Origin of the sequence: Ruminococcus sp. 1001136sp1_2201st1_G3_2201SCRN_220225, assembly GCF_040924365.1 — a bacterium.
GTDB classification, from domain to species: Bacteria; Bacillota; Clostridia; order Lachnospirales; family Lachnospiraceae; genus Blautia_A; species Blautia_A faecis.
The window spans coordinates 105,247-130,549 of the sequence record NZ_JBCOME010000003.1 but is presented as its reverse complement, the minus strand read 5'-3'; the positions used below and the strand labels follow the sequence as shown (position 1 = coordinate 130,549).

At 41.8% G+C, this 25,303-nt stretch carries 21 protein-coding genes; 20 read left to right on the top strand and 1 reads right to left on the bottom strand.

Annotated features, from left to right (window positions below; translation table 11 throughout):
• Positions 1-530 precede the first annotated feature (530 nt).
• The 19 genes from AB5642_RS02305 (at position 531) to AB5642_RS02215 (ending at position 21,390) form a co-directional block, all read left to right on the top strand.
• The gene (locus AB5642_RS02305) at positions 531-704 is read left to right on the top strand and encodes a hypothetical protein (RefSeq protein WP_187565370.1); all 174 of its coding nucleotides are present in this window, start codon (positions 531-533) and stop codon (positions 702-704) included.
• A gap of 36 nt (positions 705-740) precedes the next feature.
• Positions 741-2,801 carry an ATP-binding protein gene (locus AB5642_RS02300; RefSeq protein ID WP_368371441.1) on the top strand — a complete coding sequence of 687 codons (2,061 nt, stop codon included), beginning with the start codon at positions 741-743 and terminating at the stop codon, positions 2,799-2,801.
• 300 nt (positions 2,802-3,101) lie between these two features.
• On the top strand, positions 3,102-4,424 hold the full coding sequence (locus tag AB5642_RS02295) for an MATE family efflux transporter (protein WP_368371440.1): 1,323 nt from the start codon (positions 3,102-3,104) through the stop codon (positions 4,422-4,424).
• A gap of 116 nt (positions 4,425-4,540) precedes the next feature.
• Complete coding sequence (locus tag AB5642_RS02290; RefSeq protein ID WP_368371439.1) at positions 4,541-5,227, top strand: MBL fold metallo-hydrolase; 687 nt, start codon at positions 4,541-4,543, stop codon at positions 5,225-5,227.
• The gene (locus tag AB5642_RS02285; RefSeq protein ID WP_368371438.1) at positions 5,224-5,580 is read left to right on the top strand and encodes a VOC family protein; all 357 of its coding nucleotides are present in this window, start codon (positions 5,224-5,226) and stop codon (positions 5,578-5,580) included. The genes AB5642_RS02290 and AB5642_RS02285 overlap by 4 nt, the downstream gene beginning before the upstream one ends.
• A gap of 55 nt (positions 5,581-5,635) precedes the next feature.
• Positions 5,636-6,094: an Lrp/AsnC family transcriptional regulator gene (locus AB5642_RS02280; protein ID WP_368371437.1), complete on the top strand. Its 459-nt coding sequence runs from the start codon at positions 5,636-5,638 to the stop codon at positions 6,092-6,094.
• A 522-nt stretch (positions 6,095-6,616) separates the two neighbouring features.
• On the top strand, positions 6,617-7,852 hold the full coding sequence (locus AB5642_RS02275) for an ROK family transcriptional regulator (RefSeq protein WP_173772933.1): 1,236 nt from the start codon (positions 6,617-6,619) through the stop codon (positions 7,850-7,852).
• A gap of 152 nt (positions 7,853-8,004) precedes the next feature.
• Positions 8,005-8,970: a substrate-binding domain-containing protein gene (locus tag AB5642_RS02270; protein ID WP_342981969.1), complete on the top strand. Its 966-nt coding sequence runs from the start codon at positions 8,005-8,007 to the stop codon at positions 8,968-8,970.
• Positions 8,971-9,067: 97 nt separating this feature from the next.
• Entirely contained in the window at positions 9,068-10,567 is a 1,500-nt protein-coding gene (locus tag AB5642_RS02265) for a sugar ABC transporter ATP-binding protein (RefSeq protein WP_368371436.1), read from the top strand.
• Positions 10,560-11,546, top strand: a complete 987-nt coding sequence (locus AB5642_RS02260) for an ABC transporter permease (protein ID WP_173772935.1) — start codon at positions 10,560-10,562, stop codon at positions 11,544-11,546. Before AB5642_RS02265 ends, AB5642_RS02260 begins: the two co-directional genes overlap by 8 nt.
• 30 nt (positions 11,547-11,576) lie before the next feature.
• Complete coding sequence (locus AB5642_RS02255) at positions 11,577-12,416, top strand: transketolase (RefSeq protein WP_148463103.1); 840 nt, start codon at positions 11,577-11,579, stop codon at positions 12,414-12,416.
• 4 nt (positions 12,417-12,420) lie between these two features.
• Complete coding sequence (locus tag AB5642_RS02250) at positions 12,421-13,362, top strand: transketolase family protein (RefSeq protein WP_173772937.1); 942 nt, start codon at positions 12,421-12,423, stop codon at positions 13,360-13,362.
• A 25-nt stretch (positions 13,363-13,387) separates the two neighbouring features.
• The gene (locus AB5642_RS02245) at positions 13,388-15,043 is read left to right on the top strand and encodes a ribulokinase (protein WP_368371435.1); all 1,656 of its coding nucleotides are present in this window, start codon (positions 13,388-13,390) and stop codon (positions 15,041-15,043) included.
• Positions 15,044-15,426: 383 nt separating this feature from the next.
• Positions 15,427-16,998, top strand: coding sequence for an AAA family ATPase (locus AB5642_RS02240; protein ID WP_368371434.1), 1,572 nt, complete (start codon positions 15,427-15,429; stop codon positions 16,996-16,998).
• A 171-nt stretch (positions 16,999-17,169) separates the two neighbouring features.
• Positions 17,170-18,228 carry a Fic family protein gene (locus AB5642_RS02235; protein ID WP_173717194.1) on the top strand — a complete coding sequence of 353 codons (1,059 nt, stop codon included), beginning with the start codon at positions 17,170-17,172 and terminating at the stop codon, positions 18,226-18,228.
• A 39-nt stretch (positions 18,229-18,267) separates the two neighbouring features.
• Positions 18,268-18,666 carry a hypothetical protein gene (locus tag AB5642_RS02230; protein WP_187565364.1) on the top strand — a complete coding sequence of 133 codons (399 nt, stop codon included), beginning with the start codon at positions 18,268-18,270 and terminating at the stop codon, positions 18,664-18,666.
• A gap of 423 nt (positions 18,667-19,089) precedes the next feature.
• Positions 19,090-19,437 (top strand): ATP-binding protein, encoded by a 348-nt coding sequence (locus AB5642_RS02225; RefSeq protein WP_173717191.1) that lies wholly within the window; start codon positions 19,090-19,092, stop codon positions 19,435-19,437.
• A 28-nt stretch (positions 19,438-19,465) separates the two neighbouring features.
• The gene (locus AB5642_RS02220) at positions 19,466-19,723 is read left to right on the top strand and encodes a restriction endonuclease (RefSeq protein WP_173770566.1); all 258 of its coding nucleotides are present in this window, start codon (positions 19,466-19,468) and stop codon (positions 19,721-19,723) included.
• A 35-nt stretch (positions 19,724-19,758) separates the two neighbouring features.
• A complete protein-coding gene (locus tag AB5642_RS02215) occupies positions 19,759-21,390 on the top strand; it encodes an FMN-binding protein (RefSeq protein ID WP_368371433.1) in 1,632 nt (543 codons plus the stop codon).
• A 74-nt stretch (positions 21,391-21,464) separates the two neighbouring features.
• Here the strand turns inward: AB5642_RS02215 and AB5642_RS02210 are convergent, their stop codons facing one another.
• Complete coding sequence (locus AB5642_RS02210; RefSeq protein WP_368371432.1) at positions 21,465-24,293, bottom strand: HD domain-containing phosphohydrolase; 2,829 nt, start codon at positions 24,291-24,293, stop codon at positions 21,465-21,467.
• Between the two features lie 262 nt (positions 24,294-24,555).
• Between AB5642_RS02210 and AB5642_RS02205 the strand changes: the two genes are divergently transcribed.
• The gene (locus tag AB5642_RS02205) at positions 24,556-25,071 is read left to right on the top strand and encodes a cysteine hydrolase family protein (RefSeq protein WP_368371431.1); all 516 of its coding nucleotides are present in this window, start codon (positions 24,556-24,558) and stop codon (positions 25,069-25,071) included.
• Positions 25,072-25,303: the final 232 nt, after the last annotated feature.

The following is a 25,303-nucleotide window of genomic DNA, read 5'->3' as shown; positions in this document are numbered from 1 at the left end:
GTTATACATCTGACTGAAAAAGCAGTTCCGGTCATTGTTATTGGTGTTCCGGTTCGCTATGCGCACACACATTACGGGATTTCAGCTTATGCTGATTTTGATAATGCGGTTAAGTTGGCATGCGAAATTCTTAAAAGACTTGACGAAGAGCAGATTATGAGTTTTTAAAAAAATATAATGATGTGCTGAAAGCGACAGGTATAACGGCAACTGCCGGAAAAGGATATGCAAAGAAGCGCATCACAGTTATTTAAACTTTTATGTGACAAACGTAACGGTCTGTGATATTATGAAAGTGATATAAGCGGAAATGACTTTTGCAGAAACGAAAGTATCTTCAAATTTTATTTAAAAATATACTTATTCTAAATAAGAAAGAAGTCATATAGATACGGAACGGTATGAGTACAAAGAACATTACCAGTGAACAGTAATGTAGGAGAACAGTTCGAACATATGTATCGGCTGTTCTCCTTTTGTTTTTAGGCATTAATGGGGGAATATTTTCTATATAAGTGTTGGGGGATTTTATGGAAAAGTTTAAGGCAAATGATAATAAGAATGAAGAACATGAGATTAACTACAGACAATTTAACAAAAAGCTGGAACTTCTGAATCAGATTCTGTCTCTGATATCAGACATTAATCAGGCATCGGATGAGAAAGTGATAGATACCATTCGATTTTATTGCACAGCCCGCTGAAAAACAGTTGGAAGAAAACATAATGAGGAAAATTCAATGAAAATAAATGGTACAGCTGCTAAACATATTAAGAAATATTGCTATATTGTTGGCCTTCTCTCTTTCCTGCTTGCATTTTTTGCGTGTGGTCAGATGCTCAGATATCAGGAAAAGGAAAAAAAAGCATCGGGAATCTATATGGCACAAAGTACGATAAGGAGAGTCAAGGAAAAGTTGGACAATTATATAACGATTTCTGATCTTCTGGGAAATTATATCATTGATGGATCGGATATGGATGAAAACACTTTTTCAGAACTGGCAGAAAAGATTCCCAATGAGGATGGTGTGGTAAAGGCGTTTGAGCTGGCACCGGAAGGGATCATAACCGAAATCTATCCTATGCAGGGAAATTCAGAGGCTCTTGGACTGGATGTACTGGGGGAACATGAACGGAAAAAGGATGCAGCTCTGGCTAAGGAAACCGGGGAGTATACACTTGGTGGCCCCTATCAGTTAAAGCAGGGAGGAACCGGAGCATTACTTTTTAAACCGGTTTATCGAAACGATGATTCTGGAAAGAGTAGTTTCTGGGGATTTGTACTCCAGGTAATTGACTGGGATCGTTTCATGAGTGACATAAATCTGCAATCCTTAAGTGAGGCGGATTTCAGCTATAAGATCTGGTCTTATGACAGAAGCAGTGGAGATAAGGTTATTTTTGCCCAGAGTCAGGAGGATATGCCGGAAGACAGCCTGACGATAGAATGTGAGATCCCGAATAACACATGGTATTTTGATATTGTGCCTTCGAATGGGTGGATCCCGGTTTCATACTGGCTCCTCGCTATTGCCGCTTCTTATATATTTTCATTATTGGTCGCTACAATTTATTATCAGATATCCAGCAAAAAGCACAGAGAAAAACAATATGCTGCTGATCTTAAGAAAGCGGCGGAGCTGGCGAAAAGTGCAAATGAAGCAAAAACGCGATTTCTGTTTAATATGAGCCATGATATACGGACGCCGATGAATGCGATTATAGGTTTTTCCGGATTACTGGAAAAGAATCTTCAGAACGAGGAAAAAGCAAAGGAATATCTGGGAAAAATCTGTTCTTCCGGAAATTTGCTGATGACGATTATTAACCAGATCCTGGAGATAGCCCGTATTGAAAGCGGTACTATAGCGCTGCAGTTGAAAGCTGAGGATATAAACGCAGTGTTTCATACGGTAAACACAGTATTTGAGGAAGATATAAGGAAGAAGAACCAGCAGTATTCGGCAGATTTGGATGTATATCATACGTTTATCTTTTGTGACAGAGTGAAACTTCAGGAAATAATGCTGAATATTATCAGCAATGCAATAAAGTATACATCCGATGGGCATGCGGTCCATGTAAAGATATATGAGAAAGATTCAGAGAATCCCCGGAAAGCCCGGTTTATTTTTACTTGTGAAGATACAGGTATTGGCATGAGTGAGGAATATCTTCCACATATCTTTGAAGAATTTTCCAGAGAACATACAACCACAGAGAACAAGGTCGCTGGTACAGGACTGGGCCTTCCTATTGTAAAATCCATGATTGAGCTGATGGGCGGAAGCATCCAGGTAGAAAGCACGCAAGGTGTCGGGACAAAATTCACGGTAGATATTTCTTTTGATATGGCATCAGAAGCGGATGTATATAGGGATCAGATATCTGAACAGCCAGATGTATTAGAAAAGCTGGAAGGAAAACGTATTCTTCTTGCAGAGGATAATGATCTGAATGCAGAGATCGCGATAGAACTGCTTGCGGAACAAAAGATCATTACAGACCGTGCGGAAGATGGAGCAGAGTGTCTGGATAAGCTGGAGAAAGCAGATTCCGGATATTATGATATGATTCTTATGGACATTCAGATGCCGGTGATGGATGGATATGATGCTGCAGCCAGGATACGCAGAATGAAAGATGAGAAGAAAGCCTCCATCCCCATTATTGCAATGACAGCAAACGCCTTCGCAGAGGACAGACAGAAGGCAATATCCATGGGAATGAATGATCATGTGGCAAAACCAATTGATATGAATGTACTTTTACCGGTGATAGCAAAATATATAAGGTGAAATATCGGTGTTACTGTTCACTGGTAACGTTCCGCGAGGTGTTTTTTGTGAACAAGGTTCACAGAAAACCCGAGAATCTCAGCGCGAAATCATGCGAATGCATGATTTCTGTGCATCGCGAAGTGAGTTACTGGTCACGGAGTGACCAGTAACTCAGAGTAAACGGCGACTTGACTTATTAGTTGCAACCACATATAATTGCTTCGGAACGTAACTTAAAACTTACATTTCGAATAAACAAATAAATTCTTATGAAGGGAAGAATAAATGAAATTATGAAACCTGTGGAGGCATATGATAATGTCAAAAGATGAATATTTAATCACAGATGCGCCGCTTAAAGCGCTGACGGTTTTTGCAGTGCCGATGATTCTCGGCAGCTTTTTTCAGCAGATATACAATATGGCTGACTCTATTATCGTCGGTCAGTTTGTGGGTTCCTCTGCACTTGCAGCTGTCGGTGCATGTGCAGCGCTGACCAATGTTTTCATTTGTGTGGCACTGGGTGCCGGTGTGGGTGCCGGTGTGCTCGTGAGCCGTTATTTCGGTGCCAGGGAGTATGGAAAAATGAAAACCATTGTGTCAACGTCCTTGCTTAGCTTTTTAATTCTAAGCATAGTCCTTGGTATTTTTGGCTTTTGCTCCTCCCGTTGGATGATGAGCACGTTACAAACCCCTGCCGATATACTGGACGATGCAGTGCTGTATTTGCGGGTCTATTTCGTGGGTTTTCCTTTTTTGTTTATGTACAACATTCTTTCAACGATGTTTACTTCCATAGGCGAATCAAAAATTCCACTGGGACTCCTGATATTTTCGTCAGTCTTAAATATTTTTATGGATCTTTGGATGGTGGCTGGTCTTGATCTCGGCGTGTTCGGTGCGGCGCTTGCAACCTTGATTGCACAAGGCATTTCCGCCGTGTTTTCGCTTTTGATTTTCTTTCACCGGATGCGGCGATATAAAAGTCCCTTTGACTGGTTTGACAGGCAGGAGTTATATTCCATGTTTCAAATTGCTGTACCTTCGGTTCTTCAGCAGTCTACAGTGTCTATCGGCATGATGATCGTACAGGCTGTTGTAAATCCCTTCGGCACACAGGCGCTTGCGGGATATGCGGCGACGATGCGGGTTGAGAATGTTTTTTCCCTGATTTTTGTATCCATCGGCAATGCAGTTTCGCCATATGTTTCACAGAATCTCGGCGCAAACAAACCCCAGCGTATCAAAAAAGGCTACCAGGCTGCATTGGTGCTGGATGTGTGCTTTGCAGCCATTGCTTTCATCGTTATTGAAACGCTGCATACGCAAATTTCCTCGTTGTTTCTTGGTAAAGACGGAACCGCTCTGGCCTATCAGGTATCCGGGGATTATATGAGATGGCTTGGTTATTTCTTCATTTTTATGGGAATCAAAATGGCAACCGATGGAGTCCTTCGTGGTCTCGGAATCATGCGTCCGTTTCTTATTGCAAACATGGTAAACCTGGCGATTCGCCTGTCTGTTGCCTTGATTTTTGCACCGCGTTTTGGCATTGAATTCGTCTGGCTTGCTGTACCAGCAGGTTGGTTTGCGAACTTTTTAATATCCTATGTGGCGCTCAGAAGATCATCAAGTCTATAGTATCTGGCTGTATTTTGCAGAAAGCTTTTTTTAAACATGCTATAAGAAAATGTTTTTCATTTGACGTGTTGCTTCAGAAATAGCTGAAAGAGAACGCGGGAAATGAAGGAGGTATCATGAAAGTTACTTACATTAACCACAGTGGGTTTTTAATTGAGACCAGAGACTGCTACTATATTTTTGATTATTATAAGGGTGAACTATCGAACCTTGACAAGGAAAAAGAAGTAATCGTTTTTTGCAGTCATTTCCACCAGGATCATTTTAACCCACAAATCTTTGGGATTCTTGAAGATATGGGGATGACTTATCAGGCAGTCCTGGCGAATGATATACGAAAAAGGAATCATTTATCGGATCTGAAGATCACATATGTTTATCATGATCAGACTTATAATCTGGATAATGATACCAAAGTGGATACATTGCTGTCTAACGATAGTGGTGTCGCATTTATTGTCAAGACAAAGGAAGGCACCATTTATCATGCTGGTGACTTAAACGACTGGTACTGGGATGGTGAGCCGAAAGCTGACAACCAGAGACTTACTTCTGCGTATCGTGCGGAGATTAGGAAAATTAAGGGTATGCATTTTGATGCTGCATTTGTTCCCTTAGATCCGAGGCAGGGAGATCATTATGCCGACGGGATCCTGTATTTCCTTAAAAATGTAGATTGCAATGTCATTTTTCCAATGCATTACTGGAATGATGCCAGTGTAATTAAGCGGTTTATTACGGAATATCCGCAATATAAGTCACGCATTAAAAACACAGAATGTACAAAAGGAGAAGAACTATGAAATTTAAGATGATTCACGAAAACTACAATGTGTCAGACCTGGACCAATCTATTAAATTTTACAATGAGGCCCTTGATCTGCACGAGGTGAGAAGAAAGACTACCGATGATTTTATCATCGTGTATCTGAGCAACGATGTAAGTGATTTTGAGCTGGAACTTACCTGGCTTAAGGATCATCCACAGCCATATAATCTGGGTGAATGCGAATTCCATCTGGCATTTCAGGCGGAGGATTACGCGGCTGCGCACAAGAAGCACAAAGAGATGGGCTGCATTTGCTTCGAAAACGAAGCAATGGGAATTTATTTCATCGTAGATCCAGATGGCTACTGGCTTGAGATTGTGCCGTAAAGCTGGTTGGGAAATCGAATAAAGCTGACGGATATTATTTTACAGGAGGGCACTTATGTACCTGGATAATTTAGATGAACTGGATCAGAAGATTATCCAGTTACTTATAGAAAATGCACGTATCTCCTACTCAGATATCGGTGAAGAAACCGGCATTTCCAGAGTGGCAGTAAAAGCCCGGATTCAGGCTATGGAGAAAAAGGGGATAATTGAAGAATATACAACAATAATAAATCCGCAAAAAATCAGTGGGGCTGTATCCTGTTATTTTGAAATTGAAATAAAACCAGGGCATTTGGCACAGGTGACGGATATTTTATACAAAGACGATACAGTCACACAGATTTACCGTGTCACAGGAAGAGACAAATTGCATGTACATGCTGTTGCTTCATCAAGTGATGAAATGGAGCACTTCCTGCACAACGTCATTGATACACTGCCCGGCATTATCAGCTGTAGCTGCAATACGATCTTATCACGGATTAAAGATATTAAAGGGTTACGGCTGTAGAGGTCAAATTGAGGTGACGCATTATGGTTTCTTTTGAAGAGAAGGAGAATAAATTTTATTGTTATTATTTGCAATTACAGTGTAGGTAAAGTAAAAGGCAATGAACCAGAAATGGTTCATTGCCTTTTGTGCGGTATGGATTACTTTAATTTTTGTTATTCGTTGCTCATATTTTCTTTCTGCCGTATAATAGAACCAATCAGATTAAAATTCAAATGATGAACATACAAAAGATTTCCTATGAACACAAGTTTATAACCAAATGAACGGAAATAGGAACCTTTATTATTACATAATGTTCAACAAATGAACTCTACACGACAAAAATAGAAAAATATAAAACATACACAAACTTAATACACGAAATTTGTTCATTAATTTAACACAAAATGATTGACTACTAGGGGGATTTGCGTTAATATAATTAATGCAAGGAGACGAGAAATGAACACTACAGAATGTTAATGATTCGAACACATCGGTCTTAAGTTTAATAAAAAAACACAAAAGGTAGGGACAGCAATGAGACGTGGAATGAATAGCATGGAGATGCAGAAGAACAATCGGATCCTTGTTTTTAAAACTCTTCAGGAGAAAGGCATGATGACCAGAGCAGAGTTAGCCGTAGAGTTAAACCTGCAGAAAGCAACGATCACCAATATCATCAATGAGTTTTTTGAAATGGGGATTGTTGAAGTAAATGGTGAGACTGCCGCTGGACGAAGAGGCGAGAAGCTTAATTTGAAACTGGATGACATTTATACAATGTCCATAGGAATTACTCGTAAGGATTACCAGTTGGCGATTTTTGATCTTAGCGGCAATATGATTAAACACAGCTGCTGCAATTTTCAAAAAGAGAATGGCTTCCGGGAAATTGTTGAAAACCTGAAAGCCGATGCGGTGAAAATGGCAAATGAATATGGAAATAACCGTATCCTTGGAATCTGTCTGGCAGTGCCTGGACTGTTTATCAACAGACCGGAGAAGAATGAAGAAATCTTCATGGTTTCCGAATTCGAAGAGCTAAGCCAGATCAATGTGAAAGCTGAACTTGAAAAAGCACTTGGCAGAAAGGTTATGATCAAGCATGACGCCAAACTTTCCGCTTACGCAGAGTGGAGATGTGCAGAGGAAATCAAAGGTCAGGAGCGGGGAAGTCTGGTAGTGGTACGATCCAGAGGATTTGGTATTGGTACCGGATGTGTTGTAAATGGAAATATTATGAATGGTCATTTGGGGCTTGCCGGTGAAGGTGGTTACATGGGAATCAATTATAACCAGGCAAGGGGAAATAAAGGAACCTTTGAATATTGTGCAGGTTCAGAAAGCGCGGCACGATATGTGAAAGAAAGGTTATTCGAATTTCCAGACACTATTTTAAATGAGAAAAGTACATATCTGGAAGTATTTGATGCATACCGGAAAGGGGATGCACTGGCCACATGGGCAGTACATAAAGTAGCCTGGATGCTGGGATATGGAATTGCCAATATTATCTATCTGATCAATCCAGATTGTATCATTATTGGACCTGATTATCCGGATACAAAAGATTTTGTAAACAAAATCCGGGAGGCTATTCGAAATTTTGTACCTGCATTTGTGGAAGAAAATGCTTCTATAAGATATTCAAAAATCAGTCAGGATTCTTTCCTGTTGGGTGGATTTTACTATACATTTGATAATCTCTGCAGAAGAGATAATATATTTGATCTGATCCGAAGCGCTAAGGGTGCGCGGTGGAAACCAGCCTGAAATCAGGCAATGAAACATGTACTGATCATCTGATTATAACAAAATATGGGAACCTGCTAATGGAATCCGGAGTCCATGAACATCTTTTCGAAAAGTTATAATCAGAAGATAAAATAAATGAGCAGAAACGTAAAAAAAGGAGAAGAATCGAAATGAAAAAAAGAAATCTCGCATTAGCAATGGTACTGGCAATGGCAATGACAACAATGGGAAGCGCAACTGTATTTGCAGACGATGCATCTGATGATGCAGCTGGAAACGACTACACAATCGCATATGTACCGACCACAATGAACAACCCATTCTGGACCGCAATGCTTGGCGGTATCAAAGAAGAGATGGAAGCAAAAGGAATGGACGTTGATTCCCAGCTTGTAACAGTTGATGCAAACAGCGATCAGGCAACCATGAACAACTACGTAAACGACTTAATCGCTCAGGAAGTTGATGCGATCATCCTTGCTCCTATGGATTGTACAGCAGTAACAGAGGCTCTTCAGGCTTGCGAAGATGCTGGAATCCCGGTTATCAACGTAGACACAGCAGTTGATGCATCCGACAAAGTTGTTAGTATTATCGCTTCCGATAACTACAAAGCAGGTGTTGAGTGTGCAAACGATATGATGAGCAAACTGGACGAGGGTTCCAAGATCGCAGTTATGGATCAGCCATCCGGAACAGCTTGTGTACAGCGTGAGCAGGGCTTCCTTGATACAGTTGGTGATTACTTCGAAATCGTATCTACAACAGATACAGAAGGTGACACAGCTAAGACAATGACAGCAGCAGAGGATGTTTTAACAGCTGATGATGACCTTGCAGCATTCTTCTGCATCAATGATATGGGCGCTCTTGGATGTGTACAGGCCGCTCAGGCAGCAGGCAAAGATGACATCCTGATTTATGGTGTTGATGGTAACCCGGACTTCATGGGATATGTTGCTGACGGTTCTGCTACAGCATCTGCAGCTCAGCAGCCATCTGTAATCGGACAGAAAGCTCTTGACGCAGCAATTGATACTCTGGATGGCAAAGAAGTAGAGCATGACCAGACTATAGACGTAGTTCTGATCAACAAAGACAATATTGCTGATTTCGATGTAACAGATTGGCAGTAATCCATAATCCGTTATTGTCTCGAAATATCGGAAGACAGGAATGAAAACTGGCTGCCAGAGAGTGAAATCTCTGGCAGTTTTTCAGAGGAGCACAAATATGCAAAAAGAACTTTTACGTATGGAAAACATAGTAAAAACTTTCCCCGGTGTTAAAGCGTTGAACAATGCAGCAATCACAGTTCACGCCGGAGAGGTTATGGGATTTATGGGTGAGAACGGAGCCGGTAAATCCACACTGATGAATGTTCTGGGCGGTGTTTTTCCGGCTGATTCAGGAGACATTTATATTGAAGGAAAAAAAGTAGCAATCCATTCAATTCATAAATCTCAGGCTCTGGGAGTTGCATTTATCCATCAGGAACTTGCGCTGGAGCCATATCTTACAATTGCAGAGAACATCTTTCTTGGAAGAGAGATGAAGAACTCTTTTGGTATGGTAAGTAAAGATAAAATGGCAGAAGCCGCAAGACCATTTCTTGAGAGAGTTGGTCTTGATGTAGACCCAAATGAATTTGTAGGAAGACTTTCTATTGGACAGCAGCAGATGGTGGAAATTGCAAAATCATTTTCACTGAATGCGAAGATTTTAATTTTGGATGAACCGACATCTTCTCTTTCTGAAAAAGAGGTAGATGTGTTGTTTGATACAGTACGAGACCTTAAGAAACAGGGAATGGGCATTATCTTCATCACACATAAGATGGCAGAGGTATTCCAGCTTTGTGATGCAGTTACCATTATGCGAGATGGAGAATTTATGGGAGAACGTCAGTCAGCTGAATGTTCAGAGAGTGAGCTGATTTCCCTGATGGTAGGTCGGGACCTGGGTAACTACTATGTTCGTACTTATAATAAACCAGGCGACATCATGATGGAAGTTAAGAACATTAATGCAGGAAAAAGAGCAATTGACTGCAGCTTCCAGGTAAGAAGCGGAGAGATACTTGGTTTCTACGGACTGGTAGGGGCCGGAAGATCTGAGCTTATGAAAGCAATCATGGGACTTGATCCTATGGATTCCGGAGAGATTTATCTGAACGGAGAAAAAACAAAGAAACATGATCCGGCGTACATGCAGAAACATGGTATTGCCCTTGTTCCAGAGAGTAGAAAGACAGAAGGTCTTTTGTTAAACAATACCATCAAGTTCAATACTACACTTGCTGTACTGGATCGTTTCATTAAGAATTTGGTAGTAAATACCCGAAAAGAAGATGAGATCACAGAGGACGGAATCGAGAAACTTCACATTAAGACTCCTTCATCTCTTGTAAACTGTTCTACTCTTTCAGGTGGAAATCAGCAGAAAGTACTGCTGGCGAAATGGCTGGCTACTGATCCGAAGATTCTGATCCTGGATGAGCCGACTCGAGGAATTGATGTCGGTGCAAAAGCAGAGATTTATACCATCATCAACAACCTGGCGAAACAGGGACTGGCAATCATTCTGATTTCTTCAGAGATGCCTGAAGTAATGAACATGAGTGACCGAATGATGATCATGAGAGAAGGTCACATCATGGGTGAGTTAAGTCACGATGAGTATGATCAGGAACGGATTTTGAAGTACGCTATGGGGGTATCCAACAATGAATAATAAAAAATCACAGAGCTACGTAGGCCGGGCTGTAAAAAACTATTTTTCCCAGAACTGGGGAATCTTATTAGGCTTAGCAATTCTTTGCGTAATCTTTTCCATCTTTGGAAATAACTTTTTGACACAGAAAAACATTCTTAACCTGTTAAGAACATGTGCAACAAACTGCTTCCTTGCAATCGGTGTTCAGATGGCAATCATCCTTGCTGGTATCGACCTGACCGGTGGTGCACTTGCAGCGTTGAGTGGTGTTATGACCGTTGCAGCTTTCCAGTGGTGGGGATTCCCGGTACAGCTTGCTGTTCTTATGGGTATTCTGATTGGTGTTGTAATCGGTTTACTGAATGGTGTAATTGTTGCTTACACAGGAATCCATCCATTCGTTGTAACACTGGCAATGCAGTCCTTCTGTCGTGGTACTGCTTATCTGGTAGCAAACGGATCTCCTGTAACAGCTTATGGTAACGATGGTTTCGCAAAAATCGGACAGGGTTCTCTTGGACCAGTTCCGCTTCCAGTTGTATATATGATCATTTTCCTGATCCTGGACTATTTCTTCCTTAATAAAACCCAGACAGGACGTCATATCTATGCAGTTGGTGGAAACGAAGTATCCGCTCGTTTCTCCGGTATTAATGTAAAGAAGATTAAAATTCTTGTATGGACAATCAGTGGTGCGCTTGCTGGCTTCTGCGGTGTAGTTCTTGCTTCCCGTCTTGCTTCCGGACAGCCATCCACAGGCGAAGGTTATGAGACAGATGCGATTGCAGCAGCAGTACTTGGTGGAACCTCTTTCTTCGGTGGTACCGGTTCTGTAGGTGGACTTCTGATCGGTGTTCTGATCATCGGACTTATTTCAAATGGATTAAACTTAATGCATGTCAACTCTTATTGGCAGTTTGTATTAAAGGGAATTATCATCATCGCAGCAGTTTATGTTGATATGGTGAAACAGAAAAAACAGAACGCAGCAAAATAATCATATAAATTCAAAAAGGAGACTAAACAAATGGACAGCAAGAAGAAAAAAGAGTTGGAGTTATGGGCTGCAAAAATTCGTAAAACAGCTTTGCAGACAATCCAGACTGCAGGTTCCGGACATATTGGAGGATCTTTCTCCATCTGTGATATTATGTCAGTACTGTATTTCGACAAAATGAATGTAGATCCGGCAAACCCGGACAAGCCAGACCGTGACAGACTTGTTCTTTCCAAAGGACACTGCTCACCGGCAATGTATGCAACATTAGCTCTCAAGGGATTTTTCCCGGTAGAACATCTTTCTACATTCCGTAAACTGGACAGTGATCTTTCCGGACATGTAGAGATTCATGTGCCAGGTGTTGATATGTCTGCGGGTTCTCTTGGACAGGGACTTTCCACGGCTCTTGGAATGGCTATGTATGCAAAGGCAAATAAGACTGGAAACCGTGTATTCTGTATCATGGGAGATGGTGAAATTCAGGAAGGCCAGGTTTGGGAAGCTGCTATGTGTGCAGGCTTCTATAAAGCTGATAATCTGATCGCATTTGTAGATAATAACAATCTTCAGCTGGATGGCTCTCTGGAAGAAGTTATGTCTCCATACCCGATCGGTGACAAATTCAAAGCATTTGGCTGGAATGTGATCGAAATCGACGGACATGATGTAGAGCAGATCGCAGACGCTGTAGAGCTTGCTTCTGTAGTAACCGGAAAACCTACTGCAATCGTAGCACATACTATTAAAGGCAAAGGCGTTTCCTTATTTGAAAATAATGTTGACTTCCACGGCGGACAGCCAAAACCGGAACAGTGGCCGGCATGTTTTGCTGAATTGGATGCTAGACTTGCGGAACTGGAGGACTGATAAAATGGGAGAGAATATTTCAACAAGAGTAGCATATGGACGTGCATTAGCTGAATTTGGTGCAGATGAGAACATCTATGTATTTGACGCAGACTTAAAGAAATGCACCATGACACTTTATTTTTCAGAGAAATATCCGGAACGTTTTTACAACATCGGTATTGCTGAGGCAAACATGGTAGATGTAGCAGCTGGTTTTGCAACATGTGGAGCAACTGCTCTGGTACATACATTCGCTATTTTTGCAGCAGGCCGTGTTTATGACCAGGTAAGAAACAATGTCTGCTATCCAGGATTAAATGTAAAGGTAGTAGGAAGCCACGCTGGCCTTACAGTTGGTGAGGATGGTGCAACCCATCAGGCTCTTGAGGACATCAGCCTTATGCGTACAATTCCGGGAATGACTGTAATTGTTCCATGTGACGCAAATGAGACTCGTCTTGCAACAAAGGCTATGCTTGATTTCCAGGGGCCATGCTATTTCCGTACAGGGCGTCCGGCAGTTGAGTGTGTAACTGATACAATTGAGAATTACTCATTTGAGATTGGCAAAGGCGTACAGCTGAAAGATGGTAAAGACGTTACAATCATTGCATGTGGCCTTATGGTTCAGGAAGCTCTGAAAGCACAGAAACTTTTGGAGGCTGAGGGAATCAGTGCAAGAGTTATTGATATGCATACAATTAAACCGATTGACCGTGATATCATTCTCAAAGCAGCAGAAGAGACCGGTGCAATTGTTACAGCAGAAGAGCACAATGTGATCGGCGGACTTGGAGCAGCTGTTGCAGAAGTTCTGGTTCAGAACAAGAGTGTTCCGACTGAGTTTGTTGGAGTTCAGGATACATTTGGACATTCCGCTTCTCCGGCAGAACTGCTGAAACATTACGGATTAACCCCTGAGAATATTGCTGAGAAAGCAAAGAAAGCAATTTCCAGAAAATAATTACAGGAAAGAAACGGTTAAGCAAATGGCAGAAAGTTATGTAATTGGAGTTGACTTCGGAAGTGATTCTGTTCGTGCGCTTATTGTAAATACAGAGACTGGGGAAAATGTTGGACAGGGTGTTGCCTGTTATCCACGTTGGAAAGCTGGACTCTATCAGCATCCGGAGTACAGCATTTTCCGCCAGCATCCATTAGATTATCTGGAATCTTTGGAAAAATGCATTACGACAGCACTGGCAGAGCTTACCGAAGAGCAGAAAGATCATGTGATTGGAATTGGAGTGGACACTACTGGTTCCACTCCGGTTCCGGTAGATAAAAATGGAATTCCGCTGGCACTGCTTGATGAGTTTGCAGAGAATGAAAACGCCATGTTTTTCCTCTGGAAGGATCACGCTGCAGCTGCTGAGGCGGACGAGATAAACAAGTTATTCAGGAACAACAGTGAGAATGACTATACCAAATACCAGGGAGATTACAGTGCGGAATGGTACTGGGCAAAAATCCTTTATGCAGTGAGACATGATGAAGCAATCCGCCAGGCAGCTTATACCTGGGAGGAGCATTGTGACTGGATGACTGGTATTCTTTGCGGGGAAACAAGACCGGAGAAAATTTACCACAGTGCGTGTGCAGCTGGTCATAAGGCTTTGTGGCACAGCGAGTGGAATGGTCTGCCGGCAGCTTCTGTTCTGGAACAGCTGGATCCGTATCTGGTACAGGTTCGCGAGCGGTATGGAAATGCACCGCAGCCGTCTACTGTGAAGGTTGGAACTCTTTGTCCGGAATGGGCTAAGAAACTGGGATTAAAAGAGAGTACTGTGATTTCAGGAAGCTCTTTTGATGCTCATGCAGGCGCTGTGGGTGCTGGTATTCAGAAGAAGACTTTTGTATGTACGATGGGAACTTCTTGTGTGGATATGTTCGTGGAGAAGCCGGAGAACCTGAATGGAAAAGATATTCAGGCGTACTGTGGACAGGCTGAGAATTCCATTTTGCCTGGATACGTAGGCGTGGAGACCGGACAGGCGGCTTTTGGAGATATATTTGCATGGTTTAAGAGGCTGTTGGAGTGGCCGCTGACAGAACTTGCAGCTGATGAGAATTCTGGTATTTCAGATGAACTATACAAAAAAGTCGAAGATCGGATTTTGGTTATGCTGCAGAAGAAGGCGGAAGAACTTCCGGAAGAGCCATTCCCAATTGCACTGGACTGGTTTAATGGACGCCGTTATCCAAATACAGACGATTTCCAGAGATCTGCCATTTCCGGATTATCGCTGGGAATGGATGCGCCGTATCTCTACCGCAGTCTTGTGTTTGGAGCTGTATGTGGTCTGTACCGTCTGATTGAGGGCTTCGAGAAACAGGAAATTGATATTGAAAAGATGATCGCGGTAGGTGGAATTTCTAAGAAATCACCTTATGTTATGCAGATGTTGTCTGACCTAAGCGGACGTGAGATACACATTCTGGACAGTGACCAGACATGTGCACAGGGAGCCACTATGTATGCTGCTGTGGGAGCTGGAATTTACGAGACATTGGAAGTGGCAGCAGAACATATGGCTGCGAAATGTATTAAGATTTACAAACCGGATTCTGAGAAGAAAGACTGGTATAAGAAACATTACCAGGAGTATCTGAAACTGGCAGAAGCGGTTAATAAATTAAGCTGAAGATAGAAATTGCTATAAAATTTTGAAAAAACCTCGGAAAATGCAGGCTGGTATTCAGGAAAGGTGAGTACCGCCTGTATTTTTGGCTTCTTTAATAGTGCTGTCGCCGGTTGGCAAGAATAGTGTGAAAGAATAATTGTAATATTGTTTTAATGTTTACGGCAACAAGATATCAGAAAAGATGGTGTAATTAAACTTTGCGAAATGAAGTTTATAGACGAATCCTTTCTCAAACACATTCTAAAAAGAGAATGGAGATCAAAGTGTGGCGCACATCTTGCGAAAATCCTTTTCAAACAGGCTCTAAGGTAGTCAAAAGCAAAAAAATGTTATATACTTACGCTATAAGAATATGGAAACGGATAAGGACACAGGAGGTAACTATGGGCAGATATCTGAATCCGGGAATGGAGAGCTTTGAAAAAAGCGTAAATTCTGAAATCTACGTAGATAAAACTGGTTTGGTCGGATACACGAATCGGGTAATGAATACAGTGCAGGGATATGTCTGCGTCAGCCGCCCGCGGAGGTTTGGAAAATCCATGGCTGCGAATATGCTTACGGCATATTACAGCAGAGGCTGTGATTCCAGAGAAATATTTTCCAAATTTGAAATATCCGAGAGTCCTGATTTTGAAAAGTACAGAAATAAGTATAATACCATTTTTTTGAATATGCAGGAGTTTCTGAGTAGAAGCGATAGTGTTGAAGCATTGGTTGACCGGGTAAAAAAACTTGTTTTGCGGGATCTGAAGCGAGAATATCCGGATGTGGATTATTTTGACGATACGGATCTGGTGGAATCCATGCAGGATATTTATGAGACTGAGAAGTGTCCATTTGTTGTTATTATAGATGAGTGGGACTGTATTTTCAGGGAGTTCAGGCAGAATAAGGAAGCACAGGAGAAATACCTGGATTTCCTGAGAGATTTGCTGAAGGATAAGGCGTGTATTCACTTAGCGTATATGACGGGTATTTTGCCAATAAAGAAATATGGAACCCATTCTGCATTAAATATGTTTGATGAATTTTCCATGATAAATCCAGGTCCTCTTGCACCGTATGTGGGCTTTACTGAGGTGGAAGTGGAATATCTGTGCCATAAATACAGGATGGATATGGAGGAGGTAAAAGCCTGGTATGACGGATATTCATTTTCCATGGCGGCGTCGGTGTATAGTCCTCGCTCTGTTGTAAACAGTATGCTCTTTGGAAAAATAGAGAATTACTGGAATCAGACAGAAACATTCGAGGCCTTGCAGGTTTATATTGATATGAATTTTGATGGCCTGAAGGATGATGTTTTGAGCATGATTGCAGGGGAAAGGATTCCGGTTAATACGGGAAGTTTTACTAACGATATGATAACCTTCCGGACAGAGGACGATGTATTGACATTGTTGATTCATCTGGGTTATCTGGCTTATGATTCGGAGAATAAGGTGGTGAAGATTCCGAATAATGAAGTGCGAAATGAGTATGTTAACAGTGTAGCTGCATCGGACTGGGGGGAGGTATCAATTGCGCTGAAGCAATCTGCTGACACGTTAAATGCAATCTGGCAGAGACGGCCACAGCAGGTTGCAGAAGGAATACAGCTGGCTCATTTTGAAACGTCCCATATTCAGTATAATGATGAAAATGCTTTGAGTTATACGATATCTCTTGCCTTATATGCTGCAAGGAATTTTTACACGATGCACAGGGAACTGGCAGGTGGAAAGGGATTTGCGGATATAGTATTTATTCCACGTAAGAAATTTCAGGATAAACCGGCACTTGTGGTAGAGCTGAAATGGGACAAGAGTGCAGATGGGGCAATCAGCCAGATTAAAAGAAAAGAATATTGCAGAAGTCTGGAAGAATATGCTGGAAATGCACTTCTGGTTGGAGTGAATTATAATAAGAGAACGAAAGTACATGAATGCATGATTGAAGAGTATAAGCTTTAAATTAAATTCAGAGATGCATATGTGCACGAAAAGGTCTGTGGCGGGGCAGTGCAGTTGCTGAAAGGATAAGAAAAAAGGACAATAATATTATTATCCCAACATATTTGAATATCTCCCAAAAATGCGCCAATATTGGGAGAAAGAAAAGAAGCTTGGGAGAAAGGAGTTGGAATGAGAGTATTTGATTATTCCAAACTTAAGGAAAGGACCTGGGATAATGAGATTCTGGCATATGTTGCACAAATCCATGAGTATAAAGGAAAACAAGATCTGTATCTAAGACAAAAGCCCGTTGAACTTAATCGCCTGATTGAAATTGCGAAAATACAGAGTACAGAAAGTTCGAATCAGATAGAAGGTATTGTGACAACAAATGCAAGATTAAAACAGCTTGTGGAAGATAAAACAACGCCCAGGAATAGAGATGAAGAAGAAATACTTGGATATCGTAATGTCCTAAATATTGTCCATGAAGCTTACGAAGCAATTCCTGTTCGAAGTAATTATATTTTGCAGCTTCACGGTGAGATGTTAAAACATACTGCATTTTCTTATGCTGGTAAATATAAGACCACTCCAAATGAGATTGATATGATGCTTGAAAATGGAGAGAAAGTGGTGTTGTTTAAGCCATTAGAACCTTACGAAACCCCAGATGCAGTAGAACGACTTTGCAATGAGTATAACAAAGCTATAGGGGATGGTATTGTAGATCCGCTCATTCTGATACCTAATTTTATATTAGATTTTCTATGTATTCATCCTTTCAATGACGGAAATGGACGAATGAGCAGACTATTAACATTATTGCTCCTATATCGAAGTGGATATATTGTTGGACAGTATATCAGTATAGAAAAAGCTATTGCGGATACAAAAGAAACATATTATGAAGTTTTGCAAAATGCGGATCAAAACTGGTATGAGGGAGAGAATGATCCCAAGCCATTTATTAAATATATGTTAGGAATTATTCTATCGTGCTATAGAGAGTTTGAGGCAAGAATAGTATTAGCTGAAAAAACAGGAAAAAAAAGCAAGGCATATGATGTTGTAAAGACATATTCAGAAAACACGCTCGGAAAGTTTTCGAAACATGATGCACTGGTTGCATGTCCTAGTCTTGGAAGTTCCTCAGTAGAATCAGCATTAAAAAAACTGGTTGATGAGGGTGCTATAATACGAACTGGCGCAGGACGCAAAACAATGTATATGAAGAAAAGAGAGTAATTATTACCAGCTGCAGAAAAAAATGGAGACTACATTGCGATGATGGCCAAAAAGCTTCCTACAGACTCTGATTACGCCAATTCCAATAAGAATCTGGAAGCAGAAGATTATGAAGTAGACTATGCGATCACACACACCTGCCCATTATACCGAGTGAAAACGCTTGGCTACTACCACGTAGCCAGGGAAGAAGAACCCCTTCAGAACTATTTTCAATGGGTATGTGACAAGTTGAACCAGACTAATGAGATGCTTGCAGATGGCAGCGGCGACAAGAAGGGCAGATCTTTCAAACACTGGTATTTCGGTCACTGGCACACCGACTGGAACAAAAACTGGCTTGAGCTTATGCACATGGAAGAATTGCCCCAAAAGTGCAGGGCAATTTACCTGGATGTAGAGGATATGGAAACTGGCGAACATATTTTCTTAAAATAATATGGAAAATCGATTGAAAATATCACAGAATAAAATATACTATTTATAAGTATACTACTGCAAGTAGTATATTTTGTTTACGGCGCTTATGATTTGACAACGAGGAGGCTGCTTAAGAGAATTTGCCGGCAGACATAAAGCCCTGTTTTTTTCTGCACAGAGAAGAATGATTCTTTGAATCTTCTGAACTTTTCCAAGATGGTGCAAACATTTTTCGAAGGCTCTTTTATATCTTCTTTTCAAAATTGGGAAGCTGCATTTGAATATATTACAGGAAAAATTTCAGACGAAAAATTGGTATTGATTATTGATGAGCTTCCTTTTCTGGCAGAACCGAATCCTTCAATGACATCTGGAGGCGTTTTCCTCTGAGATTTCACTGGAGGAAAATATAAAAAATAATCTGCTTACGGAAGGGCCTTTTTGAATGATGAACCCCAGACACTTTTGAGGATTGAATTAAGAGAGCCTTCAGTATACAATTCCATTTTAGAGGCGATTTCCAATGGATGTAATAAGATTCGTGAGATTGCAGATCGAATTCATGAAGAGAAAAGCAAGTGCAGCAAATATATGCTTACATTGCAGACTCTGCGATTAATTGAGAAGTGTGTTCCCTGTACCGAGCCAGAAACAAGTAAAAAAGGGATTTATGAGATAACAGATAATTATTATAAGTTCTGGTACAGATTCCTTTTTACAAATCAGAATTATTATTCCATGCTGGGCCTGGAGCTTTCCTGCGAAGAAACTTCCGTTTATTCCATATAAAATGGGAAAATGGTGGGGGAATAATCTATTGATAAAAGCGCAGGATGATGTTGATATACTTGCGTTTGATAAAACGGGAAAGAAAGTGTTGCTCTGTGAATGTAAGTTTCGAAATAAACCAATGCCTATGGAAGAGTATGATGACCTGGTTATGGCTGCAGAAATGTTTAAAAATGCAGAGGAAAAGTATCTTATGTTTTTCAGCAAATCTGGTTTCACAGAGTCAGTAAAGGAAAGGGCGGCGCGAGAAAATGCGGTGCTGCTTACAATCGAAGACTTGTATTAGAGTCTTTTTCAGACCCGCTCTAAGGAGTATAAAGAATGAACAGAAAAAACTTTCTGAAAAATAAGAAAATCAACTGGATCAAAGTGGTTATCCAGATATTGTCCTTCGCTTTAATTCCGGGCTTATTTGAAGGGGAATTCGCAGCTGTGGGAAATATTGTTTCCTGCATATACAAGGGAAATATTTCATGGGAAAGTGTGAAGTATTCGGTATGGATGCTGTTGGCAACTGTGCCGGCAACAGTACTTGTGGGAAGGTTTTTCTGTGGATTTTTCTGCAGTTTTGGAGCAGTGCAGGATTTGCTATGGCTTGGATCACACAGATTGCGGGCATTATTTCCGGGAAAAAGAAACCTGAAAAAGGATGACCGGATATTCAGATTTGCCAAGTATGCAGTGCTTTTTTACTTTATAATATTCATATGGAGTGGTGTAACAGCTGTGAAAACAGCCGGCCCGTGGCAGGTGTTTGGGCAGTATGTTTCATTTGGACACTGGCCAGGATTGAAGCCTTTGCTTTCAGTTGGAGGAGTTCTGCTTCTTTTAATCTTTATTGGCTCACTGTTTGTACAGAGATTTTTTTGCAGATATTTTTGCCCTATGGGAGCAATTTATTCACTGATTTCACAGACATCTTTCCTGAAAATTGATAAGCCGCGGGAAGAGTGCGGAAAGTGTCATTTATGTACCTCGAAATGCACCATGGGGATGGATCTTACGAAGAAAGACAGGATTGCCGGAGGAGAATGTATCAGCTGTCAGAAGTGTGTAAGCTGGTGTCCGAAAGGGAATGCGCACTTTAGAAGCAGATATGGAGTGCTGATCGGAGTGGGCGTTACCTGTGCTACCATCATGGTGTCACAGCTCCTTATAGCAGGAAATCTGGCTAAAGAGAAAACGGCAGATTCAGTGAAAAAAACGGCAGAAAATGATGCTGGAGGTAACTTTCAGAATGGTATTTACACAGGAACCGGTGAGGGCTACAGAGGCAAGGTGACGGTTACGGTAAAGGTTGCCGATGGGAAGATAACGGAGCTTGTACTGGATGATTATGCAGATGATAAGTCTTATATGGAGAGAGCGAAAAACAGGATTTTCCAGGAGATGATCAGCAGGCAGAATACAGATGTAGATGCAGTTTCCGGAGCGACTTACAGCAGTAACGGCTTGATTGAAGCTGTGAATAAAGCACTGGGAAATGACGAAGGTGAAGGGAAGAAACCTGAACAGGAAGAATCTGAAGATAAGCAATCCTTTATAGAGGCTGGACGTTTTCAGAATCTGACAGATGGCATTTATACCGGCTCGGCCGATGCATTTCGAGGGGATGTGGAGGTTCAGGTTACAGTTGAAAAACAGAAGGTAACGGATATTTCCATTCTTTCCTATTGTGATACAGAGGAATACTTTTTCAGGGCAGCACCAGCTGTAATCGAACAGATGAAGGCTGAGCAGAGTCTGAATGTAGACGCGGTAAGTGGAGCAACCTACAGCAGCAATGGGGTTATTCATGCAGTGGCAAATGCGTTGGAGATTCCGGAGGATCAGTATGCACCAAGACCTGGCAGGAATCTGACTGCAAAGAAAAAGAACCATGGGCATATTGTGAAGCATGAGATAACAAGTCAGGAAGAGTATGAGGAAAAAGTAGAGAAATATTCAAAGTGATATGGTCATCCCCCAAAAATAAAAGCTTCTGAATCAGACACAGGACTGAAAAATCCTGTATCTGTCAGAAGCTTTTATTTTTGATTTGTATCCATATTATTTTCTGCCATAGACAGATATTTATATGTGGGCAGAAAGTTAGTGCTTTTTGCCTTTCTATAGTATTGCATAAAAATACGTTTCATAATATTGGGAATCTGAGATTCAACCGGCTGAAACAGGATGATCAGATACTGCATGGAACTGTATCTGGTACAGATATCCACACGCCGGATGGTGTTTTGGATAGCCTGTTCCATATGGGAAAGTGTCTGCTCAATTTCTTCAATATGAGCGGGAGTGTCCGAAGTGGCTTCCAGTGTGAGCATTACCAGGTAGCAGCGGCTTCCGCTTCGGATAATGAGCTGTTGTATATATTCATACTGCCTGGAAAAATCCCGGTAATTCAGTTCAAGAGCACCTGCATAGCTGCCACTTTTGCGAAGCGCGTCTGCCACCTGCTGAAGATCCCTGGCAGTACCTGGTGAATCGGAAGAGGAATGACTGATCTGATGATAAAAGGAAAAGTGATTTTTACCATTTTGCTTTACATTGTATAATGCCTTATCTGCTTTGGAATAACAGTCTGCAAAGGTATCGCTGGTAGTGCACATATACAAACCGGCAGACAGAGCAGCATCTTTGATTTCAGGATCAGCTTCTGCGATGGAATGGAAGTGGTGGAAAAGCCGTGTCGTTAGTTTCGACACATTTTCAGCACTTATGTCTGGCAGAAACAGAAGAAATTCATCTCCACCAAGACGACAGGCAATACCGTTGGCTGTATAGCGTGAAAGCAGGGTTCCCAGATTCCTTAAGGCGCGGTCACCGGCCATGTGTCCATAAACGTCATTGATTTTTTTCAGATTATCCATATCAAGGAAAATAAGACAGCCGTTATGTTCCTGCATGAATTCTGCAATAAGCCGCTCTCCAAGGCTTCTCATAGGAAGACCGGTCAGGAAATCATAATTCTTTGAATCCTCCTGGTTCTTTATGGTGCTGACTACTTCTGAAATGAATTTGTTAATGGTGTGGTCAGCCTCTGGTGGAGCTGTTATTTCCTGTGTGCGGATATTGTGGAGAACAACACGCTTTTCATCTAATAGCTTTAAAAATACATCTGTAATTTCCGGATCAAACTGTTTCCCGCGGTTCTTACTGATTTCCTCCCGGATCATTTCCGGAGGAAGTGCATTTCGGTAAATTCTGCGGGAATTCATGGCATCATAGCTGTCTGCCATTGCGGTGATGCGTGCATGAATGGGAATTTCGACACCGGAAAGCCCGTCTGGATATCCATTTCCATCATACCGTTCGTGATGATTTCTGGCCACTTCAACAATATGAGGGACAAAGGTAATATCCTTCAGTATTTCTGCACCGATGACGGTATGTTTTTTTATCAGATTATACTCGTCATCTGTAAGTCTGGAGGGCTTGTTTAAGATCAGATCCGGAATACCAATTTTTCCAATATCGTGAAGGTAAGCGGCATGCTTTAACTGCTGGATTTCCTCTGAAGACCATCCAAGCTCGGCTGCAATAAGTGCGGCATATTCTGCAACCCGGTAGGAATGTCCGCGGGAGTACTCGTCCTTGGCCTCGATAGTGGTGGACAAAGTCTGCATCATTTGCAGAGAAAGGATTTCTGTCTGCTTCTGTTTGCGTTCCAGTTCCTGTTGCTGGCGCTCATTCTCTATACGCTGGATGCTTCGAAGAGTCCGGACAATGTTGACAAACAGCAGAATGAGCATTCCAATGCCGATAAAAAGACCGGACAGAGATGTGACAAAATATACAGAGATACATTCAGCAGCAACGCAAAGCAAAATGAGCAAATGAGCCAGGAGCAGAAGATGGTCTGAGGCTTTTTTTCTGTTTCGGATGTAGAGGCAAAGATGGATAAACACCATCAGGAAAGTACCTATCAGTATGATCTGCCCCAGGGGGAGGGTTTCAATGTAGTCTGCAATATTTGCTATGGCTAGAATAGAGCAGACTGTAAAATTCAGCAGGGAGATTCCGATTACAATATGATAAAGTCTGCGGTGAAGTCCGTGCTGTACATTGTCTGCATAAAGCAGAAGGGGAATCGGTCCAAGGAGAATCATAACGAAGCACAAGGAAGCCAGGGCAGATGAGTTTGGAATCAGCAGCTGGCGGATTTTGGACTCGCCCAGCATCCAGGTTGCTCCCATTATCATGCACCAGCCAAGATATTCCATGTCAAAGCTTGTGTGGTACACAAAACCAAGGGTAAGGCTGAAAAGAATGGTGGTCAGTCCTGCAAACAGGGTGAAAAATGCGATGTAAGTGGCCAGTCCGTAATGGTTGAAGATCAGCTGCCAGATGTCCGCTTTATCTCCGCAGAAAATCTGGTTCACAACACCGGAATAGTTGGAGGTGTAGGTGGTCAGTTCAATGCGGAGCTCCTTTCCGGCATCTTCATGGGAGGTGGAGTAGAAAATGAAACGGCTGGCGGAATTTTTCCCAATCAGACGGGTTTTACTGGTGCTGTACTGCTCTCTTAAGGTGCCGTTTATGTATATGTTTACGTCCTGCAGGGAGGAACGAATCGCTATAGATGAGGCATCAAAATCTGCCGGAAGGGTAGATGTGATGACCATGGTTTCGCCTGCGGGAACATTATAGGAACCGGGAACTGTGATTTCTTCAGTGGTGCCGTCAGATTTTTCCCAGGTAAAGGTTCCGGGATAGAGGAGGGACGGAGAGTTTCCGCTGACAGTTCTTTCATCCGCACCGAAAAACTGCATGAAAATGAACCATCCAAGAATGGCGAGCATCAGAAAATAGAAAATGTATCTTGGTCCCTGGCGGGCAGGGGATTTCTCCTTGGTCATGGTAATTCTCCTTGTATGTGAGCGGTGTTAAATTTTTGTGGTTGTTAATTGTATTATACTATATGCGAAGAGATTCATCAAAACATTATTATCCGCAATGGTTGGAAAAATTTTTAAAATCTTTCAGAAATCTGACCGTTTCGGTATACGAAATTCCAATAAAGTGGTATAGTTAATCTAAATAAGTTTTACAAAAATATGTGGTGTTTGGGATGAATTGAGAAAAATTTTGTTAAAAAACATGTGAAGTACGGGGGAAAATATGGATATTTTAGTTGTGATCGATATGCAGAATGATTTTATTGACGGAGCGCTTGGCACACCGGAGGCGGAAGCCATTGTGCCTAATGTGGTGGACAGAGTGAAGAATTTCAATGGTCTTGTGCTGGCGACCAGGGATACTCACGGTGGGGATTATCTGCAGACCCAGGAAGGCAGAATGCTTCCTGTAGAGCATTGCATCCGCGGCACCTATGGCTGGGAGATCCGGGAGGAGATCGCAGAGCTTCTGGAGTCCGGACCCATTGACAAGCCAGCCTTTGGCAGCGAAACTCTGGGAAAAGTCCTGAAAGAATTTAATAAATCAGAGACCATTGACAGCATTACACTGGTAGGGCTTTGCACAGATATCTGTGTGATTTCCAATGCTATGCTGCTGAAAGCATTTTTGCCGGAGGTACCGATCATGGTAGACTCTCTTTGCTGCGCCGGAGTGACACCGGAGAGTCATGAGCGGGCGCTGGAAGCGATGAAAGCCTGCCAGATAGAGGTCCTTTAGGGAGCCATGAGAAAATAGAATTTGGAAGTGGTTGCTAAAAAAAATGCCGCAAAGTCACGGAAAGTGGTGATTTTGTGGCATTTTTATTTTTCTGCGTCAAAAGAAAACTTATTTTCTCATATTTCCATCAAAATCACATGATACTATATTAAAGTAAATTGCGGCTTCTGTCTGATGGGAAACCGCAACGATTTACAGAGCATTGAAGCCTGTTTGAAATACAGAAAGCCTT

Excerpts from the sequence above, each read along its gene's own strand:
- AB5642_RS02305 (WP_187565370.1), top strand. The coding sequence starts at position 531 with ATGGAAAAGTTTAAGGCAAATGATAATAAGAATGAAGAACATGAGATT.
- AB5642_RS02300 (WP_368371441.1), top strand. The coding sequence starts at position 741 with ATGAAAATAAATGGTACAGCTGCTAAACATATTAAGAAATATTGCTAT.
- AB5642_RS02295 (WP_368371440.1), top strand. The coding sequence starts at position 3,102 with ATGTCAAAAGATGAATATTTAATCACAGATGCGCCGCTTAAAGCGCTG.
- AB5642_RS02290 (WP_368371439.1), top strand. The coding sequence starts at position 4,541 with ATGAAAGTTACTTACATTAACCACAGTGGGTTTTTAATTGAGACCAGA.
- AB5642_RS02285 (WP_368371438.1), top strand. The coding sequence starts at position 5,224 with ATGAAATTTAAGATGATTCACGAAAACTACAATGTGTCAGACCTGGAC.
- AB5642_RS02280 (WP_368371437.1), top strand. The coding sequence starts at position 5,636 with ATGTACCTGGATAATTTAGATGAACTGGATCAGAAGATTATCCAGTTA.
- AB5642_RS02275 (WP_173772933.1), top strand. The coding sequence starts at position 6,617 with ATGAGACGTGGAATGAATAGCATGGAGATGCAGAAGAACAATCGGATC.
- AB5642_RS02270 (WP_342981969.1), top strand. The coding sequence starts at position 8,005 with ATGAAAAAAAGAAATCTCGCATTAGCAATGGTACTGGCAATGGCAATG.
- AB5642_RS02265 (WP_368371436.1), top strand. The coding sequence starts at position 9,068 with ATGCAAAAAGAACTTTTACGTATGGAAAACATAGTAAAAACTTTCCCC.
- AB5642_RS02260 (WP_173772935.1), top strand. The coding sequence starts at position 10,560 with ATGAATAATAAAAAATCACAGAGCTACGTAGGCCGGGCTGTAAAAAAC.
- AB5642_RS02255 (WP_148463103.1), top strand. The coding sequence starts at position 11,577 with ATGGACAGCAAGAAGAAAAAAGAGTTGGAGTTATGGGCTGCAAAAATT.
- AB5642_RS02250 (WP_173772937.1), top strand. The coding sequence starts at position 12,421 with ATGGGAGAGAATATTTCAACAAGAGTAGCATATGGACGTGCATTAGCT.
- AB5642_RS02245 (WP_368371435.1), top strand. The coding sequence starts at position 13,388 with ATGGCAGAAAGTTATGTAATTGGAGTTGACTTCGGAAGTGATTCTGTT.
- AB5642_RS02240 (WP_368371434.1), top strand. The coding sequence starts at position 15,427 with ATGGGCAGATATCTGAATCCGGGAATGGAGAGCTTTGAAAAAAGCGTA.
- AB5642_RS02235 (WP_173717194.1), top strand. The coding sequence starts at position 17,170 with ATGAGAGTATTTGATTATTCCAAACTTAAGGAAAGGACCTGGGATAAT.
- AB5642_RS02230 (WP_187565364.1), top strand. The coding sequence starts at position 18,268 with ATGATGGCCAAAAAGCTTCCTACAGACTCTGATTACGCCAATTCCAAT.
- AB5642_RS02215 (WP_368371433.1), top strand. The coding sequence starts at position 19,759 with ATGAACAGAAAAAACTTTCTGAAAAATAAGAAAATCAACTGGATCAAA.
- AB5642_RS02210 (WP_368371432.1), bottom strand. The coding sequence starts at position 24,293 with ATGACCAAGGAGAAATCCCCTGCCCGCCAGGGACCAAGATACATTTTC.
- AB5642_RS02205 (WP_368371431.1), top strand. The coding sequence starts at position 24,556 with ATGGATATTTTAGTTGTGATCGATATGCAGAATGATTTTATTGACGGA.